At 41.6% G+C, this 14746-nt stretch carries 17 protein-coding genes; 6 read left to right on the top strand and 11 right to left on the bottom strand.

Annotated features, from left to right (window positions below; all coding sequences use genetic code 11):
* Nucleotides 1–87: 87 nt before the first annotated feature.
* From NSQ11_RS04205 to NSQ11_RS04195, 3 genes are all read left to right on the top strand, one after another.
* Nucleotides 88–984 carry a TIGR01777 family oxidoreductase gene (locus NSQ11_RS04205; RefSeq protein ID WP_342501281.1) on the top strand — a complete coding sequence of 299 codons (897 nt, stop codon included), beginning with the start codon at nt 88–90 and terminating at the stop codon, nt 982–984.
* Nucleotides 985–1036: 52 nt separating this feature from the next.
* On the top strand, nt 1037–1147 hold the full coding sequence (locus NSQ11_RS04200) for a YfhE family protein (RefSeq protein ID WP_017358836.1): 111 nt from the start codon (nt 1037–1039) through the stop codon (nt 1145–1147).
* Nucleotides 1148–1208: 61 nt separating this feature from the next.
* Nucleotides 1209–1364: a YfhD family protein gene (locus tag NSQ11_RS04195; protein WP_035703748.1), complete on the top strand. Its 156-nt coding sequence runs from the start codon at nt 1209–1211 to the stop codon at nt 1362–1364.
* 35 nt (nt 1365–1399) lie between these two features.
* Here NSQ11_RS04195 and NSQ11_RS04190 read toward each other — a convergent pair whose 3' ends face one another.
* Nucleotides 1400–1987: a nitroreductase gene (locus NSQ11_RS04190; protein WP_236798016.1), complete on the bottom strand. Its 588-nt coding sequence runs from the start codon at nt 1985–1987 to the stop codon at nt 1400–1402.
* A 270-nt stretch (nt 1988–2257) separates the two neighbouring features.
* On the opposite strand from NSQ11_RS04190, the gene NSQ11_RS04185 reads away from it, so the two are divergent.
* On the top strand, nt 2258–3514 hold the full coding sequence (locus NSQ11_RS04185) for a transcriptional regulator (protein ID WP_008341668.1): 1257 nt from the start codon (nt 2258–2260) through the stop codon (nt 3512–3514).
* A 35-nt stretch (nt 3515–3549) separates the two neighbouring features.
* On the opposite strand, the gene NSQ11_RS04180 is transcribed toward NSQ11_RS04185, so the two are convergent.
* The 3 genes from NSQ11_RS04180 to mprF all read right to left on the bottom strand — a co-directional run bounded on the left by NSQ11_RS04180 (nt 3550) and on the right by mprF (nt 7568).
* Nucleotides 3550–4017 carry a DUF393 domain-containing protein gene (locus tag NSQ11_RS04180; protein ID WP_342501280.1) on the bottom strand — a complete coding sequence of 156 codons (468 nt, stop codon included), beginning with the start codon at nt 4015–4017 and terminating at the stop codon, nt 3550–3552.
* Between the two features lie 338 nt (nt 4018–4355).
* Nucleotides 4356–4904 (bottom strand): thioredoxin family protein, encoded by a 549-nt coding sequence (locus NSQ11_RS04175; protein ID WP_116307659.1) that lies wholly within the window; start codon nt 4902–4904, stop codon nt 4356–4358.
* A 93-nt stretch (nt 4905–4997) separates the two neighbouring features.
* Nucleotides 4998–7568: a bifunctional lysylphosphatidylglycerol flippase/synthetase MprF gene (gene mprF / locus NSQ11_RS04170; protein WP_146271651.1), complete on the bottom strand. Its 2571-nt coding sequence runs from the start codon at nt 7566–7568 to the stop codon at nt 4998–5000.
* 168 nt (nt 7569–7736) lie between these two features.
* Here mprF and NSQ11_RS04165 point away from each other — a divergent pair, with 168 nt between their 5' ends.
* Nucleotides 7737–8216, top strand: coding sequence for a MarR family transcriptional regulator (locus NSQ11_RS04165; protein WP_008341672.1), 480 nt, complete (start codon nt 7737–7739; stop codon nt 8214–8216).
* Between the two features lie 17 nt (nt 8217–8233).
* On the opposite strand, the gene NSQ11_RS04160 is transcribed toward NSQ11_RS04165, so the two are convergent.
* The 6 genes from NSQ11_RS04160 to NSQ11_RS04135 all read right to left on the bottom strand — a co-directional run bounded on the left by NSQ11_RS04160 (nt 8234) and on the right by NSQ11_RS04135 (nt 12087).
* Entirely contained in the window at nt 8234–8518 is a 285-nt protein-coding gene (locus tag NSQ11_RS04160) for a hypothetical protein (RefSeq protein WP_136945045.1), read from the bottom strand.
* Between the two features lie 12 nt (nt 8519–8530).
* Nucleotides 8531–9058, bottom strand: a complete 528-nt coding sequence (locus NSQ11_RS04155) for a YfiT family bacillithiol transferase (RefSeq protein ID WP_007496681.1) — start codon at nt 9056–9058, stop codon at nt 8531–8533.
* Between the two features lie 13 nt (nt 9059–9071).
* Nucleotides 9072–10079 (bottom strand): zinc-binding alcohol dehydrogenase family protein, encoded by a 1008-nt coding sequence (locus NSQ11_RS04150; RefSeq protein ID WP_052320912.1) that lies wholly within the window; start codon nt 10077–10079, stop codon nt 9072–9074.
* 89 nt (nt 10080–10168) lie between these two features.
* On the bottom strand, nt 10169–10666 hold the full coding sequence (locus tag NSQ11_RS04145; RefSeq protein WP_342501279.1) for a hypothetical protein: 498 nt from the start codon (nt 10664–10666) through the stop codon (nt 10169–10171).
* Nucleotides 10667–10765: 99 nt separating this feature from the next.
* Nucleotides 10766–11524 carry an anti-sigma factor gene (locus tag NSQ11_RS04140; RefSeq protein WP_060780891.1) on the bottom strand — a complete coding sequence of 253 codons (759 nt, stop codon included), beginning with the start codon at nt 11522–11524 and terminating at the stop codon, nt 10766–10768.
* Complete coding sequence (locus NSQ11_RS04135) at nt 11521–12087, bottom strand: sigma-70 family RNA polymerase sigma factor (RefSeq protein WP_017358828.1); 567 nt, start codon at nt 12085–12087, stop codon at nt 11521–11523. Before NSQ11_RS04135 ends, NSQ11_RS04140 begins: the two co-directional genes overlap by 4 nt.
* A gap of 354 nt (nt 12088–12441) precedes the next feature.
* On the opposite strand from NSQ11_RS04135, the gene NSQ11_RS04130 reads away from it, so the two are divergent.
* A complete protein-coding gene (locus NSQ11_RS04130) occupies nt 12442–12768 on the top strand; it encodes a YnfA family protein (protein ID WP_017358827.1) in 327 nt (108 codons plus the stop codon).
* Between the two features lie 251 nt (nt 12769–13019).
* Here the strand turns inward: NSQ11_RS04130 and NSQ11_RS04125 are convergent, their stop codons facing one another.
* A complete protein-coding gene (locus NSQ11_RS04125; RefSeq protein ID WP_125590536.1) occupies nt 13020–14735 on the bottom strand; it encodes an ABC transporter ATP-binding protein in 1716 nt (571 codons plus the stop codon).
* Nucleotides 14736–14746: the final 11 nt, after the last annotated feature.

Genomic DNA, 14746 nt, shown 5'->3' with positions numbered 1-14746 from the left:
CACTCCTTTTTTCCAACAGTCAGGATGTTTCTTCTGATTCAAAATCGTGAAAGATATAGGTATGTATATGAGAGGAGAAGATGTCAATTGAATATCGCCATTACCGGAGGAACCGGGTTTATCGGCCAGCATGTCACAAAGGTGCTCGCAGCTGAAGGACATCATCTATATATTTTAACAAGAAATCCAAAGGAATCCGAACAAAATCATTTACATTACGTCCAGTGGCTGACAGATGGTGCGGCCCCTGAACATGAATTGCCTGCCATCGATGTATGGATTAACCTTGCTGGGAAATCCATTTTCACACGATGGACGGACAAAGCAAAAAAAGGCATTCTCTCCAGCCGTCTTCAATCAACGCAAGAAGTAAAACGCATCATAGAAGCGCAAAAAACGAAACCGTCTGTGCTCATTCAAGCAAGTGCTGTCGGTATCTATGGCACTTCTAAGACAGAGGATTTTACGGAGGAGGCCCCACCAGCCGATACAGACTTTTTAAGTCATACGTCAAAGCTTTGGGAAGCTGAAGGGCAAAAAATTGAGGCGCTTGGTATTCGCACGGTTTATACACGCTTTGGGGTAGTGCTAGGAGAAAAAGGCACCCTTCCTCTTATGACCTTGCCATACAAGCTGTTTGCCGGTGGAACGATTGGCTCTGGCTCGCAATGGGTATCTTGGGTTCATGTGGAGGATGTAGCACATCTCATTGCGTATGCCATTCTACATGAACACATATCAGGTCCACTCAATGTCACGTCTCCAAATCCTGTTCAAATGAAGCAGCTGGGGCAAACCATTGCATCTGTCCTTCATCGCCCTCACTGGCTGAAGGTGCCGTCCTTTGTCATTAAAACCGCACTTGGCGACATGTCATTGCTTGTATTAGAAGGCCAACGTGCTCTGCCGAAAAAGGCACTGCTGTCTTCTTATGAGTTTTTACACCCTGAGCTAAAAGAAGCGATTTTGCATTCAGAGGAATAAATGTTGTCAAAAACACCCATCCTATTAAAAATGAGATGAGGGGGCGATTTTGATGAAGAAAAAAGAACACCAGCCGACTTCAAAACTGAAGAAAACCCAGGAAGTTCTGTATCAGCAGGAATTCAAAAAAGCGGAAAGAGCAGCAGAAAAAAGAAACAAATAAAACGGATATTCCTCTTTTACAAGCACATAACTAAAGTGATCTTGTAAAGGAGGGAAAAGCTTTGAAAAAAGACCAACTCAAAAAATCCAACCACCAGCTTGCGGCACAAGAGACGGATGGCGAATATGTTGAATTTTCCAAAGAACTTGCAGATCCGAATGACGTAAAAGCGATGGCACGTATGAAAGCAGCCGATCAGCGTGCCAAAAAACAATAAGTAAAAAGAAACAGACCTTATCAAAAGGTCTGTTTTTATTTGATTTCAGTTAGCAGGCTTGATGCCTTCTGACGTGACTTTTCCTCAGGCACCTCTTCTGGATAACCAATGTGAAGAATTGCGGCAAAGCGCTCGTTTTCCTTTAATCCCATATCCTGTTGAAACCCTTTGTCGTATAAAATACGGCCGCTCTTCCATACCATACCGATTCCTTGATCCCAAGCCAACAACTGGAAGTTTTGAATGAGCGCACTCACAGCGGCAAAATCATCGTTTCTCACAACTGGGTTTTCGTCTTCTTTTAGAACAACAAGTAAAAGTGCTGGTACTTTAGAAAAATAATCTCTGTACTGATTGATCTTTTCTTCTTTTGCGTCTGGGTTGTTGCGTTTAAAGAAAGCAATGAACCGCTCAACAAATACCTCTTTTGCTTCATCCGTCACTGCATATAAAAAACGCCAAGGTTCCGTGATTTTATGATTGGGTGCATAGACTGCATCCTCTAATAATGGCTGAAGCTGCTCAATCCTCACCGGTGTTTCTTTGAATTTTCGAATCGATCGTCTATATCTGACAGCGTCTCGAACCGTTAACGCTTCTGTTTGTTGTTTTGTTTCTGGCATATATGTCATCCTTTCAATCAACCTTAATTGAAATTGATTCTCATTCACATTATAAACATGATCATGTGTTGTTTGCAAATAGGACCTCACCTCTCTGCTAAAAAGTTGTTTGACTTTTTCAAGTAATGTTACAATCATATTACGTTTTAAACAAATTTTGAGAAAAAAGCCAAGATGATGAAATGATTTCAGGTATTTCCACTTTGTCTCATGCGGCTATTTTTTCAAAAAGCTTTCAACCCATGATTGGAAGGGAGGCTTCTGGATGGAATGAAAATCAATATTGGGCAAATCATCAAACTCTATCGTTACAAACAAAATATGACCCAATCGGAGTTGGCAGAAGGAATTTGTTCTGTCTCTCATTTAAGTAAAATTGAAAATGGCTCAAAAGAGGCCAATCAAGATACGATCAATCTTTTGCTTGAACGGCTTGGAATTAGTCAAGAAACGCTGTCGCAAAAGGCGCGTCACCTGCTGTCATTGCTCGATGAGTTTCAAATGAACATGTATTTCTATGCACTCGATCAAGCAGAGCAAAATGCAGAAATGATCATTCATCACGAGGAACAGTTCTTTTCGCTAGATTTAGGGATTCAGTATCATTTGTCCTTATTTCAATTTTATTTATTAACAGAAAAACAGCAGCTTGCCTTAAAAACGCACCGCGTGCTTAAGAAGTTTGAAAAAACCTTTATTGACACAGAAAAAGAAACGTTTGAATATCTAGATGGCATCCATCAGATTAAAATCGGTCAGCTCGAAGAAGGATTGAAAAGACTTGAAAGCTGCTTTTCTTACGCTTCTGTTGAACAGAGCGACCTGTATTATCACTATGCAAAAGCACTTGGAGCTATGGGGCATCTCGGTGATGCGCTTGAGGCCACACATCAAGCAATGGATTTGTATAGACAAAAAAATAATTTCAAGCGGGTCATTCATTGTACACTCATTCATGGGGTCATCTCACTGGAATTAAAGGCCTTTCAAACAGCTAAAAGATATTTAAAAGAAGTGATTTTACACACATCGCTTCACCCTGATGCTTATATTAAGATGACAGCTTATTTTTATTACGGGGTTCTCTTAAAACGCCAAGGCGATTTCTCATCCGCTGTGCCTTATTTACTAGATTCACTCAATTATTTTAATCAAGAACAGATAGAAGATCGTTACTGTGAAACGCTCTATGAAATCGCGACATTGTATGCGGAATATGATCGCAAAAAGGCGCTTCCATACATACACGAGCTGCTCAAACAGCCTCGTATTCAACCAAACTGTTTATATATGATTAAAATCTATAAATTGATGATTGAAGAGAATCCTCATGATTTGAAAACTTATTTAGTAGAAGCAGCGATTCCTTACTTTGAACACAATCAGCTCCACAATGAGTACTTGTTTGCTCTTAGAACCTTGCTTTCCTATGCGGCTTCTGAGCTTGATAAGCGTGCATATATGTCTTACACAACGAAGCTACTTGATCACTTAGCATCATATATCCCATATTACAAAAAAGCATGACCTTCTGCCGATCGAAGGTCATGCTTTTTCTATGATTAGATGGTCTTTTGTTGATCTGTATCGGGACGGGTGACTTGTTCGACAGATTGAATGTACCGTTTTCTCGCAAAATAATCGTAAGCATGCTGCCCAAAACCGAGCCAAATGCTGAGTACAATGAATGGGACCGTTCCCCATAATGCAGGGATGTGACAAGCCATTCTCAGCCAAGTATAAATCCCTGAGTTTTTTTGATTTTTTGCTAAGGAAATAGACACGATTCGTTTCTCTGCCTTCTCTTCACTAATTTTATTCAGTCTCAGCAGCTGTGAGTGTCTAAATGATTCAAAGTGAATTCGGTTTTTCCAATCGAGTGATTTCAACAGGTCAATCGCTTTTGCACATGAAGGACTTTGTCCGTCATAAAACACAAGCAGTCTGAGTGATTTGATGGAACGCTGTTCTCTTTTCTTTGATTCAGCGAGCTTCTTTTTTTCTTGATCGAGATAGATGATTTTTTTCATAAATTGATCGCCAGCCCTTTTCCTTCATTTATTTTTTTTAGTTCGTTCAAAGGAGATTACAACTAGATTACTATAGTTGCTGGGCCTCTTGTATTGGGAAAAAGCCATCCGACGTGCGTTATATGAGCCTTTAGATAAGGGCAAAATAGCTGATTTCATGGCATATATGAGGTTTTTCAACTAAAAGTGGTTGGGAAAATCGTGATGCTTTGCGGTTTTCTGCGGTATTTGATAGAATTCTGCGGTTTTTCTACATCTTTATGCGGTGTTTTGTAGGTGAAACGCAAAAACAAGATAAAAAAAGACTACTTCCCATTGCGGCGAAGTAGTCTTTTGGTTTATATTTTTGCCAAAACTTCTACTATTTCTTTCTCAATATCTTTCCATAAGTAACGATCTGTCGTATAGTGATGTGCGGCTTCTTTCGCAAACACTTTAAATGCTTCCTCAAAATCAGGTGCATCTTTATCCGGCTTTTTCTCGTCGACAAAGCACTGAGCTTCTGCTGAGCGAGGTCCCCATTTCCCCACTTCTTTCCCGTCCTGATCAATAATGACGATAATCGGAATCGATCTTGCGGTCCCGTTCGTTAAATACTGATCCATCAGGTCTAGGTGCTCGTCCCGAATGAAATAGCGCGCATCAATCAGTGCTTCATTTGCAATACGCATGAAAATAGGTACATTGACCATCGCATCACCGCACCAATCTGCCGTGATCACAAGCGCTCTGAGCTTTTTCTTTTGAAGTTTTTGAAGCAGCTCTTTTTCCTTTTGATGAATTGCGTACTGGTTGTACACCGTGAGTAAGTTTTCACGGTTTTTCTCCATGTTGTGTACATATGTACGTTCAGCTAATCCCTTTGTAAACCATTCATTTAGTGTCATGTGAACATCCCCCTTACCCTTCAACTTTACCACTTTTGCTATTCTTTTGTCTAAAAAAACCTTCACCTAGTGAAAGGTAAAGGTTCTTTGGACTTATGGACGCCGTTTTCGATTTGGGTCCATTCCTATCAGCTTAGTGACGAGCACCATTGTGACAGGCAGTGATGTATTCTTTTTATACGCTAAATATTTTCCGCGCCATTCTGGTTTATATTTCTGTTTAAACGACCGTAAGCCGCTGAAACTATACATATATCTGACGTTATTGAAGATGACACTCGCCAAACGTTCTGTCAGAAAGGACTGGTGGAACGTGCCTACATTCGATAATGGCGCCATTCCCATGTTAAAGGATGTGTAGCCTTTTTCTTTCGCCCATTGAAAAAGGTGGATAAAGAGTGCATCCATCATCCCGTTCGGTGCATCATGCATATGACGCATGAGGTCGATGGATATCTCTCCTTTTTGATACATCGGCATTAAGGACACAAAAGATATGATCTGTCCTTGTTCATCCTTTAAAATCGCAATCGGTGCTTTTTGAATGTAGTCTTCATGGAAATAGCCTAATGAAAATCCTTTTTCTTTTTTCTTGCCCAGCCAGCTGTCAGAGATTTGTTTTAAGGTTGAGATCAATTCCTCTGAAAAGGGCGGCTCCAGCATTTCAAACGTATAGCCTTCTCGTTCAAATTTATTTGCGACAGCCCGTAAGTTTGATTTTTTCTTTCCTGACAAAGAGAACGTTTCTAAATCGACCATGGCTTCTTCCCCAAGCTTAAAGAAGTGAAAACCTAGGTCATGATAAAGCGCCATTCCTTCACGTTCTACTTGATAAAAAGCGACACGATAGCCTGCTTTTTCTGTCTGCTCCAAAAATTCTTCCAGTACAAGCGGATAAGAGGCTCTACGCCCAGAAGGATCTCCAAGCACAATAACGCAGCGGCCAATCCGGCCAAACTGAAGCATCGCCTCTCCATCACTTGAGAAAAACAGTTTTTTGTCTCCCAAAAAACCTAGATGACTAAGAGCATTTCCTCCCTTTTCTTCGAGAAATGTTTTTAACTTTTCTTCATCTGCTTCTTCGCCGATTGGAACTGCTTTTTTATTAAAAATCAATTTGCTAATGAAAAAGAAAAGAGGGACGCCAATTAAAGCAATCATACTGGTCATCGTGATATGCCGTTCATTATGAACCAAATAGTCCTTGCTTAAGAAATGACCAATTTTCATCCAAATGAAGTTCCCAATGACATTATAGTTAAACAACACGAGTAAATATCCGGCGGCGGCGGCCACAAACTGATTCAAAGAATAAGGCGCCTGCTGCTTCACAAATTGATTTCGAAGCGAGAAAAATACCACCATGATGACCGGCAATATAAAGATCAAACTCAGGTTAAACCCTTTTAGTAAAGTAAACACAAAGCCGCCTGCTAGGGCAATCATTGTCAATAGATAAGACCGTTTTGTTCTTTTATACACTTCAATGGACAAAATCATTAAAATGATCCCGAACATTAAAGAAAGACCATTAAATCCTGATAACAAAAAGCGTGGAATGGTTGTAATCACACCTAAACGATCAACAGGAAGCACAACGGAAGCCATAATGAGCAAACCGCTTCCAAACGTTAAAATGGACAAAGATCCGTACAATAAACGGATAAGCAGAGCACGGTGCAACACAATTAAGACGTTTGTTGTTTCAATAGCAGGCGCCATTCTCGGATTGCCTTCAAGACGCCTGAGTGTTGTTCCAGTTAAATCGTATGCCGCTAGACAAAGTCCAAGAATAAACGGGAAAATGGAGTAAACGAAGCGGTACAAGACAAGCGCTGTCAGTACCATCTCTTTATCAAACCCAATGTATTGCATACTGAGTAAAAAGATCAGATCAAACGAACCGAATCCGCCCGGAACCATACTGATTAAACCGCCGATTGACGCAATCGCAAAGACGCCTAATACAATACGGACATCAACGTTCATCCCCATAGAGACAACAGCCATGTACATGACAAGACCAGCTGCCAGCCACTCTAAAAACGATGCACCAATATAAGCATAGATCGGGTGCTTCAGTCCGTTTTCACCGCTCTCAATCGAGCTTTTTCGAATGGACGCCATGATGATGTAAATGGGCACAATACAAGCAAAAATAATGACAAATGCCCATAACCACGGCTCCTGACTAATAATACTTTCAACAGGCAGGACCCTAACTAAAATCAAATCACTGAAAATAGATAAGCCTAGCAGAACAGAGGATGTTAAAAGCGCAATGCCTTTCAGCAGTTTTTTCGTATCTGTTATGTATTCCTTGTATAGAAGCGTTCTAAGCCCTGCTCCTGATAAACCACCGAATCCAAGTACACTGTTAAAGGAGTTGGCGATCCAAGAAATACGGATCGTTTTCCAGCCGCTGATGGGCATATTAAGGCTTTTTCTTAAAATAAAATCATATAAGGACATGGACAAAACAGCGACAAGTCCAAGAAAGACAAGAATAAACAAGTCCATTCGATTCAAGCTGTCAATAATATAAAACGTCTTTTTAATGGAAAGGCCGCTCAGCTCCTGCTTGGCGACAAAAATTAAGACAAGGATGATCACGATCGGAAAAAGCATTTTTAAGATCGTCATACCCGTTTTTTTGTTCCACATGTTTTTCCCAACTTTCTAAGTTGCTTCATTAATTTCAACTGACCATTATTATACAACAAATACCACTTAATTCATGCAGTTTAACATTCAAAAGCTTCATGATACTTTCAATTAGAAGTAAAAATCAGTAATATAAAGAAAAGAGCCGCTTAAAGGAAGTGAACAAGCGTGGAATATAATATTCATGACACCACCGTACTAAAAGAGGAAATCCTATCTCCTGAGGAAAAAAAGACATGGGTGCTGTATATGAAAGTGCTCACTGCTGCAGGACTTGGAGATGTTTCTGAATGGATGAAGCTGGATATGAGTATGCCTCAAATGAAAGTGCTCATGCTGCTCAATAACCATGGCTCTCTTAAGGTGTCCGAAATTGCTGAAAAAATGGGGGCTTCTTTGTCCAATATGACAGGGCTGCTTGATCGGTTAGAACAATCGAACTTTGTGGAACGAAAGCATTCTGAGCGTGATCGTCGAATTATTGTCGTAGAATTGACAGAGGAAGCGAAAAATATTTTCAGAAGTATTTATCAAAAAGGGCATGAAAAAATTAAAAATTCCCTGCAACGGCTCAATGATGAAGAAAAAGAAAAAGTCAATGAAGGTCTAGCTATTTTAGAAAAAGCACTTCGTCCTGAACGTGGCTAAAAAAGGAAAAAAGACGGTCACTTGAAGTCCGTCTTTTTTATTTCTTCTTTTTCTTGTTTATCTGGGGTGAAAAGATATTGACGAATGACTTCCCGGTCATCCCACAAAAGATAACCTAAACCGATAATGAGAAAAATGATGCTGATCCACGTACCGCCTGGGAGTATATCTTCCAGTTCCTCGATTGTTCTTTCTGCGCCTACATTTCCACCATAACGAATCTCAAACAAAACGAATTTTGCTATATAAAACAATGCCGCCGTGCAGATAAACATAGCGCCGACAATTCTTCTACTAGACATGTGTTGACTCCTTTACTTCCACTGATTTCTTTTGATTAATTCCGTGATATGGGCGAGATGATGCTGTGAATGCCAGACGTACATTCCTGTTGCATCATATAAGGACACCGTTTGTTGATCGGCTGGATGGTAATATGCAGCGTTGAAATCTTCCTCTGTCATCTCGCGAAGTAATGTGACCCACCGGCGATGTAGACTGCTGATTAACGGCAGCGATAGGCTGATAGACGCCTTACTGTCAGGAAGTGAAGCAAATGCCTCCTGATCATATGGACGTATGTGCGGTGTTTCTTCTGTCAGCGCAAGTTTAAATCGCAAGTAGGCGTTCAGATGGCTGTCCGCTACATGGTGAATGAGCTGACGAACGGTCCATCCTCCTGGCCGATATGGGGTATCCAGCTGATCATTTGTCAATGGGACAACTGCCTCTTCATACTTTTGAGGAATGAGTGCCAGCTCATCAATCCATGCCTCCAGCTGCTTTTTCGTTTGTTGGTCCACCGGTTCATATAAGCCAATCGGATACTGTAATGATGTCATCTACTGCCCCTCCTTAAAATCCTTCTAGAACAAATTTACCTATCATCTTCCCTTGCTCAAGTGTTTGATGTGCCTGCTTCAAATTGGCGGCATTGATGGGGCTGAGCACCTTTGTTAATGTATGTTTTAACTTCTTCTCTTCAAATAATGTACTCGCTTCTTTTAAAAGCTCGTGCTGCTTCATCATATCCGAGGTTTTGTACATCGGCCGTGTGAACATGAATTCCCATACAAATGCAGCACTTTTATTTTTGAGTAATTGAATGTCTAAATGCTGCTGATTTTCAACAATGGTACAGATCGTCCCTTGAGGTTTAATCGCTTCTGCCATCCCTTTGAAATGGCCATCTGTATCATTTAAGCATAAAATGTAATCCACTTCGCCAATCCCTTTTTCCTGAAGCTGCGCTAAGAGCGGCTGGTGATGGTCAATGATATGATCAGCCCCTAATGAGAGACACCATTCATTTGTTTCAGGTCTTGATGCAGTGGCGATCACAGTCGCCTTTGCTAATTTGGCGAGTTGAATGGCGATAGAGCCCACTCCGCCTGCTCCACCGATGATCAGCAGGGTCGAGCCTTCTGCATTCCGCTTCATATGCATTCTGTCGAATAGCGCTTCATATGCCGTAATTGTTGTAAGAGGCATGGCAGCTGCTTCGGCAAAAGAGAGATTTGCAGGCTTTTTCGCCACAATTCTCTCATCCACAAGCTGGTATTCACTATTTGAGCCTTGTCGCGTGATATCTCCTGCGTAATAGACGTGGTCACCCGGCTGAAACAACGTACACGCTTCGCCCACTTCCACCACCGTACCGCTTGCATCGTAGCCAAGAATTTTCAGTTCTTCTTCTTTCTGATTCTTCGGTGACCTCACCTTTGTATCCACTGGATTCACCGACACAGCCTCTACTTTCACCAAAATATCCCTGCCAGCTGCTTTGGGCTTTGCCACCTCCTGATCGATCAAGCTTTGTTCATGCTCAATTGGCAAATACTCAAATAGTCCAACTGCTTTCACTCGCTCGCACTCCCTTTCTCCATGCTTCTTTTCCACATTTTATCATACATTTCTGATGCTGATGGACCAGTCAGCAAGTGATTGCACATTTAGGATTTCTTCAAAGCCCTTCGTTCCCTCACGATGTAAGAAGGACGAGCCTTTTGTAAAGAGAGGACATAGGTGAACCAGCCGCTCGATTTAAAAAAGTACTGAACATAATAAAACTGAATGTGCTGCAAGAAAACGACGATGAACAGAAAAATTGTGAATGATAGCGTTACAATGTCTCCCTGCATCCATCCACTGATCAATAACATCACAAAACCGAGCATCATGAGCTGTTCGAGCCTCTGCACGATCTGGACAACGAGATGTCCCCGTTTGGTTAGGTCACCTGATTGGCGCTTTCGAATGTTTCTCGATTTATAAAACCATACGATACTTGTCACTAGATGATGAATGATAAAAAGAGCGATCATGACCATCAATAAAGGAGTTGATTTAAAAAGGCCTTTTATAATGAATGGGATCACCAAAAAATAAAATGCGGTAAATGCATGTCTAGCTGATAAGAGAAATAGTTGTTTTTCTATGTATCGCTGCATGTGTCTCACCTCTATATGTAGTACGTCTCATTTGTCATAAGGTTCCTTCTGCCTATCAAAAAAGGATGCCCTGAAAAAGGCATCCTTCATGAATCAAGCTTAAAATGCAGCACTCAGTACGACAGGACCTTGCGGAAGCTTGTTATCCTTTTTTGGTTCAAGGGTGACAGCCACCGTATCCCATGATTCGTTTGCTTCTTTCTCAGATAACGCATAGGTGACGGTGCCCTCCCCTTTGCTATCTGTTTTAAAGGCACCGGCCGGAACGGGCTGATCTCCTTTAATGAGCCATACTTGATAAACAGCTGATGAATCAAGCTGGCCTTTTAATCCGTCGGCACTCACGACAAGCTCTTTTTTGCCGTGATGCTCAATCACTGAAAAAGCACCCGTTGTTTTTGCCGATTCGGCAGATGCCAGTGATTTTGTCGCAACAACTTTGACAGGTTGTTCTGCTTGATCTGTTCCATTTGTTAAGAAATACACGTTCCCAGCTGCAGAAATGAGAAGTAGTGCGGCAACGAGAGGCAAAAGCCATTGATTTTTCTTCTTCATTGGCGGTTTCGTCTCATTTGCATCACGCACTATTTTGAGATCTTGAGGCGGGTTCGATGTTGCAGCGATTGTTGTCTCTGATATCTCTTCTTCAAATACTCTTGATAAAATGCGGCCTTTCATCCCTGCCGGAGGCGTTTCGTCCTCTGCTAGAAACGGAATATCAGACATGAGCGATGTCAGTTCTTCAAGCTCTTCTTTGCAATCCGAGCAATGTTTGATGTGTTCTTCAAACTGCGTCTTTTCTTCTCCTTGTAAATGCCCGTTAAAGTAATCAATGACTTGATGTTTACACTGAGTCATGCCTCTTCCTCCTTTCCTCCGCGAGACAGTTTCGTTCGTAAATGCTTCAATGACAACCGAACTCTTCCCTTCACCGTTCCAATAGGGATGCCTAGTTTTTCCGCAATGCTCTTTTGTGTCATTCCTTTAAAATAGACATCTTCGATGATGGTTTGCTGTTCTTTCGACAATGTTGATACTGCTTCACGTATGATTTGTTTTTCTTCGTTCCATTCTACTTCTTTTGACACATCTTCTTGATGATCTGCCAAGTATTCAATATGCTCATCTTCAAGAGCTGTTTCATTTCGGTGTTTCCTTAATAGATCGATTGCCGTGTTTCGTGACATCATAAATAACCATGAGGAAAATTTCCCTTTATCTGTATTGTATTCTCCTATGCCGCGCCAGAGCTTGATAAAGACTTCTTGAAGCACTTCCTCCGCCAGCTCACGGTTTCCAGTCATTTTATAAATAAACGAATATAACACACGTTCATAGCGATCGTACAATAATTCAAGCGAGGGCTTATGTCGATCATGTTTGATCTTGTGATACAGCTCAAAATCCTTCAGTGTGTCCATGGTCATCTCCTTCCTTTTTCATGAGAAAGAGCATTATGCATTCATCATGAAATCTTCACGTATGGCTCATCACTCAAATTGCTGAGATCAGCCTCCTTTGTACTTTACTCTTTTTTCAAGAAGAAAAAAAGGGCGCTGAAAAAGGAAATGTGTTCCTCATGAGAATGTACATACTCAACGGATGGATTGACCATTTGGATCACCCGCCTCATTGAAAGTCAAGAATCCATGTGTTTCATTCACTGTTCAGTTGATTTTAGCAAACTCTCATTCGTCTCTCAATTTACATCAGGTAGAACGCACCCTTTCAACATGTCATAATAGAACGAAACAGGAGAACTGGAGTGTCCGTCAATGATTGTAACGATTGTTCTTTTTTTATTAGCTGGTCTGGCTGAAATAGGTGGCGGTTATCTTGTCTGGCTGTGGCTGCGTGAAGCAAAACCCGTCAGCTATGGAATCGCAGGTAGCCTCATCTTGGTCGCTTACGGCGTCATCCCTACATTCCAGCAGTTCCCGACCTTTGGGCGGGTTTATGCGGCCTATGGCGGTGTTTTTGTCGTTCTCGCTGTGTTTTGGGGCTGGTGGGTCGATCGCAAAACCCCTGATTTCTATGACTGGATGGGTGCTTTGATCTGTTTAGCTGGTGTCAGTGTGATGTTATTTGCCCCCCGCAGTTAAAGGTCGGATGATGATCACACGCTAAAAAGCCGGCAATATGCCGGCTTCAGATTGTTGACAAAGGGCTAAAATAAACTTTATTTTAGCCCTTTGTCTTCTTTTCAGCGTGATAGAAAACCTTTGCAGCCCTAGGAAGGACGAGCATCGGCGCGGAGCGAATTTGACATTCGTGAGCACCGAAGCGCAGGACTGACACCGAATGCGAGGGTTTGTCTACACGCTGAGCCGGCAATATGCCGGCTTTTCCTCTTTTACATTCTAAACTGTGTTTCATACAAACGCCGGTACATCCCGTCCATTTCCAGAAGGTCTTCATGCCTGCCTTGCTCTTTTATGCCCTCTTTTGTCAAAACCACAATCCGGTCAGCATGCTGGATGGTCGCTAGGCGATGCGCAATAATAAACGTGGTTCGTCCTTCAGATAGTTCTTCAAGTGAGCCCTGAATAAAGGATTCTGTCTCCGTATCCAGAGAAGATGTGGCTTCATCTAAAATAAAAATTGGCGGATTTTTAAGGAAAATACGTGCAATGGAGATACGCTGTTTTTGTCCGCCAGATAACATCATTCCGCGTTCACCGATGATCGTATCAAGCCCATTTGGCAAGCTATTTACAAGATCCTTCAGTTGGGCTTTCTCCACTGCCTGCCACACTTCTTCATCAGATGCATCGAGTTTTCCGTATAAAATGTTTTCTCGAATGGTCCCATGGAATAAATAAATATCTTGCTGGACGACACCAATTTGTCTACGCAGCGAAGGCAGTGTCATCTTTCTTGTCTCTATGCCATCAATTGTAATGGTACCCTCCTGCCATTCGTAAAAACGTGGCAGCAAACTGCAAAGCGTCGATTTCCCAGCACCAGAGGGACCTACGACCGCAATGGTCTCTCCTTGTTTTACCTCAAGATTGATGTCATGAAGAACCGGTTTATCTGATTCATATTGAAAAGACACATGCTCAAAAACGATATCCCCTTTTAACTGATCAACTTCAATGGCATCATCCGCATCCTTTTCATCTGGCGATTGATCGATGAGTGATGCAAATCGTTTAAAGCCCGCTGCACCTTTTGGATACATTTCAATGACTGCATTGATTTGTTGAATGGGTCCTAAGAAGATGCCTGTTAAAAGTACAAATGACACAAATTCCCCATACGTCATATTTTTTTGCAGCACAAACCATGCGCCGCATACAAGGCCAAACACTGTCACACTCTTAATAAGAAAATGACTGACAGCGGTATGCACAGCCATCATTTGATATGTGGTTAGCTTTGTCTTTCTAAATTGCTCGTTATGTTCAATAAATCGGTCCATTTCATGTGATTCATTTCCGAATGCTTTCACAACCCGTATGCCACTAATATTGTTTTCCACACGTGAATGGAATTGACCAATACTCGAGAACATTTTATCAAAAGCAGCAGACATTTTTTTCGTAAAGTAGACGGATAATCCGATCAAGAATGGAACGACAATAAATGTGAGAACTGCCAGCTGCCAATTAATCGACAGCATCAAGCCAAAGGCACCCGTGAGTGTCATGATCGCGATAAATAAATCCTCCGGGCCATGATGCGCAATTTCACCAATATCCATTAAATCATTTGTCATACGGGACACGAGTTTTCCCGTTTTCTTTTTGTCAAAGAAGCGAAAGGACATTCTTTGTACATGAGAAAATAGCTGATTCCTCATATCCGTTTCTATATTAATGCCTAATTTGTGCCCAAAATAGGTCACGACATAATGCATCGTAGAGCTGATCACGTATAAACTGAGGAGCAGAATGCCCCAAAACCAAATGGCATCCCAATCACCATTTGGCAGCAAATCGTCCATCACTTTACTGATGGCAAGGGGAAAGGATAATTCGAGTAAGGCTGCCAGTACCGCACAGGAAAAATCTAATATAAACAGCCCCATATATGGTTTGTAGTATGAGAAGAAACGCTTTAACAATTGACAGACCT

It is taken from the genome of Bacillus sp. FSL W7-1582, assembly GCF_038593325.1.
Taxonomy (GTDB): Bacteria; Bacillota; Bacilli; order Bacillales; family Bacillaceae; genus Bacillus; species Bacillus altitudinis.
The sequence above is the reverse complement of the archived record's forward strand: the minus strand, read 5'-3'. Positions and strand labels throughout refer to the sequence as shown.

What these genes read in the sequence shown, in the direction of transcription:
- NSQ11_RS04145 (WP_342501279.1), bottom strand. Translation starts at nt 10,666, where the DNA reads ATGCAGCGATACATAGAAAAACAACTATTTCTCTTATCAGCTAGACAT.
- NSQ11_RS04180 (WP_342501280.1), bottom strand. Translation starts at nt 4,017, where the DNA reads ATGAAAAAAATCATCTATCTCGATCAAGAAAAAAAGAAGCTCGCTGAA.
- NSQ11_RS04140 (WP_060780891.1), bottom strand. Translation starts at nt 11,524, where the DNA reads ATGACTCAGTGTAAACATCAAGTCATTGATTACTTTAACGGGCATTTA.
- NSQ11_RS04185 (WP_008341668.1), top strand. Translation starts at nt 2,258, where the DNA reads ATGAAAATCAATATTGGGCAAATCATCAAACTCTATCGTTACAAACAA.
- NSQ11_RS04155 (WP_007496681.1), bottom strand. Translation starts at nt 9,058, where the DNA reads ATGACATCATTACAGTATCCGATTGGCTTATATGAACCGGTGGACCAA.
- NSQ11_RS04160 (WP_136945045.1), bottom strand. Translation starts at nt 8,518, where the DNA reads ATGTCTAGTAGAAGAATTGTCGGCGCTATGTTTATCTGCACGGCGGCA.
- NSQ11_RS04200 (WP_017358836.1), top strand. Translation starts at nt 1,037, where the DNA reads ATGAAGAAAAAAGAACACCAGCCGACTTCAAAACTGAAGAAAACCCAG.
- mprF (WP_146271651.1), bottom strand. Translation starts at nt 7,568, where the DNA reads ATGTGGAACAAAAAAACGGGTATGACGATCTTAAAAATGCTTTTTCCG.
- NSQ11_RS04175 (WP_116307659.1), bottom strand. Translation starts at nt 4,904, where the DNA reads ATGACACTAAATGAATGGTTTACAAAGGGATTAGCTGAACGTACATAT.
- NSQ11_RS04190 (WP_236798016.1), bottom strand. Translation starts at nt 1,987, where the DNA reads ATGCCAGAAACAAAACAACAAACAGAAGCGTTAACGGTTCGAGACGCT.
- NSQ11_RS04135 (WP_017358828.1), bottom strand. Translation starts at nt 12,087, where the DNA reads ATGGACACACTGAAGGATTTTGAGCTGTATCACAAGATCAAACATGAT.
- NSQ11_RS04130 (WP_017358827.1), top strand. Translation starts at nt 12,442, where the DNA reads ATGATTGTAACGATTGTTCTTTTTTTATTAGCTGGTCTGGCTGAAATA.